The sequence below is a fragment of the Acinetobacter sp. YH16042 genome (assembly GCF_013417245.1).
In the GTDB taxonomy this organism is placed as follows: domain Bacteria; phylum Pseudomonadota; class Gammaproteobacteria; order Pseudomonadales; family Moraxellaceae; genus Acinetobacter; species Acinetobacter amyesii.
Map to the genome: position 1 here is coordinate 1 of NZ_VPEJ01000085.1, position 2252 is coordinate 2252.

4 protein-coding genes are annotated in these 2252 nt (G+C 34.2%); 2 read left to right on the forward strand and 2 right to left on the reverse strand.

All coding sequences use genetic code 11. From position 1 onward, the window contains the following. Positions 1–220 (forward strand): mobilization protein (locus tag FTV37_RS17035; protein WP_180064315.1); only part of this gene is annotated, 220 nt, incomplete at its 5' end. Between the two features lie 2 nt (positions 221–222). After that, positions 223–534, forward strand: a complete 312-nt coding sequence (locus FTV37_RS17040) for an HU family DNA-binding protein (RefSeq protein WP_159516832.1) — start codon at positions 223–225, stop codon at positions 532–534. Here the strand turns inward: FTV37_RS17040 and FTV37_RS17045 are convergent. Together FTV37_RS17045 and repM are read right to left on the reverse strand one after the other, a co-directional pair. Continuing rightward, positions 531–827: a hypothetical protein gene (locus FTV37_RS17045; RefSeq protein ID WP_159516833.1), complete on the reverse strand. Its 297-nt coding sequence runs from the start codon at positions 825–827 to the stop codon at positions 531–533. The genes FTV37_RS17040 and FTV37_RS17045 overlap by 4 nt on opposite strands. After that, positions 824–1765, reverse strand: a complete 942-nt coding sequence (gene repM, locus FTV37_RS17050; RefSeq protein WP_087554602.1) for a replication initiation protein RepM — start codon at positions 1763–1765, stop codon at positions 824–826. Before repM ends, FTV37_RS17045 begins: the two co-directional genes overlap by 4 nt. Positions 1766–2252: the final 487 nt, after the last annotated feature.

Consider the following 2252-nt stretch of genomic DNA (forward strand, 5'->3'; position numbering starts at 1 on the left):
AGCACAGAAACAGGCTATTGAAGCAAGAGAACGTACCAAAAAGAAAGAACAGGAGCGCAAGGATGATACTAGGCGTAAAATTTTGCTCGGTTCTTACTTGATTAAGAAAATGCAGGCAAATGAAGCCAATAAAGAAAAAATACTCGCTGAACTCAACGAATATTTAACAGAAAATAGAGATCGACAGCTTTTTGACTTACCAAATATTGAGGACAATTAATTATGAATAAAGCCGATTTAATTGCCAAATTAGCACCTAAATTAAATATTAATCAAGATGAAGCAAGAGTTGTTCTTAATTCTGTTCTTGAAGTCATTACAGAAGCCCTGGTTGAAGATAAAAATGTCCGATTAGTTGATTTTGGGACTTTTGAAGTAAAACAGCGTGCCGAAAGAATGGGACACAATCCTAAAACTGGCGAAAAACTTAAAATTGAAGCTAAGGAAATTGTCACTTTTAAACAAGGCAAGGCTTTGGGAGAGCAATTTACTGTTAAGCCTAAGCAAAAAAGTAAAGTTAAGAAGAAAGCCTAATTTTTCTTAGCTCTTTGCTTTTCTTGTTCGGCTTTATACTCTGGAATTAGCTCATTTAAGACTTTTTGGATATTTACTTTATCCTTGATCTGCAAATTATCCCGATAGTAAATTAAGTCCTCTATTTTGCTTTCCATCTGCATTTTTTCAGTGGGTTCTGCATTCTGGGATATTCGGGATAATAGAAAGATATAACCGCAGATATTCTCCCTCGCAATTTCATAATTAACGATGTCGGTATACTCAATTTGAACGCCTTGAAAATTGGCTGTTAGGTTCTCCAGTTGCATCATGATTTAAATCCTGCTTTCTCTAAAAATGGGTAAAGTTCTCTAAATTTTTCAGGCTCTAAAAGCATGTCAGCGATACGAATAGCAAATTGTTGGTAGCTTTCTGTACCTTTTGAATATTTACTCATTTCAGGCATTTCTGACATTTTATTGGCAAATAAATGGCGTTGTGCATCGGTCATTTTTATAAAAAAGTCAGGGGTGTTAGGGTCACGCTTAGTATTAATTTTAGGTTTATCGTCTTTTTTTTGCTTAAACTTAAATGAAAACCCAGAAATGATACGTCCTTGCTTGTGTTGTTCGTAACTTACTGTGATATCTGTATATTTATTAATTTGTTTAATAGCAGGGTCTAAGACACGATTCTTAAAATCATAGACTCTAGGATATTCATGCTCCTCAATAGCAAGGCGTTCTCTTAACGTATTTAATTCTATTACTGGAACAACTTTCGTGCTTTGCCATTGAATCATCATTTCATAAAGGCGAATAGCATAAACGCTCGTTAATTGGGCTGTTTTAGATAATCTATATCGTGTGAAACAATCTTTCAGTTGTCCAATCATGCTAAAAACATCATCGGCTAACTGAAATTTAATATATCCCTGCGTATCTGCATAACTAATTTTTTGTACCCATCTCGATTTAACACATTCTATAAAATCAGGTTTTTGATAGACCCGATCATACGTGAAGTAACGGTTAAATAATCGCTCACTTGCATCCCTTAATACCTTATAAGCATCGGATTCATCAGTATTAAATAGCTTGGAGTAATCTTTTGCATATACTCTAAATTCTCGTGTGTGGAATAAGCCTTTATCACTTTCATATTCAGCTAATTCAGTGAAGGCTACATGTAGTATTCGATATTCAGTCAAACTGAGATTAAAGCAAGCTTCAACAAGAGTATTACTTTTTATAACTAGATCATTTTTCATTTGGTTTAAGGATTATTTTTCTGCAATAAAACGACACTATATTATAAAAGCGTTAATTAAAACAACAACATTATTTTTTATTGTCGTTATATAGGGTAAATCTGTCGTTGTATAAGGGTAAATCTGTCGTTGTATAAGGGTAAATCTGTCGTTGTATAAGGGTAAATCTGTCGTTGTATGAGGCTGAAGAGTATTGCTATATAAGGCTTTCATGCTGTCTAAAACTATTAAAACTATTAAAACTATTAAAAAGGGAAAAACTATTAAAACTGCCCTATGTACTCGCTAAAGCTCGTACTCTATTGAAGCTCGTTCCTCGCTTCGTGGGGCAGTTTTTGGTTAATCCTGTTTGTGAAATCTAAAAGCAAAAGCATTGATAATGTATTCGCTTCGCTCATACTTTTTGAAAAGCAAAAGCTCCAAAGTTCGCACCCATTCGGGATGCTCTGTACCTACCGTTTAAAATCGAAAGGGAGCTTGTAATCAG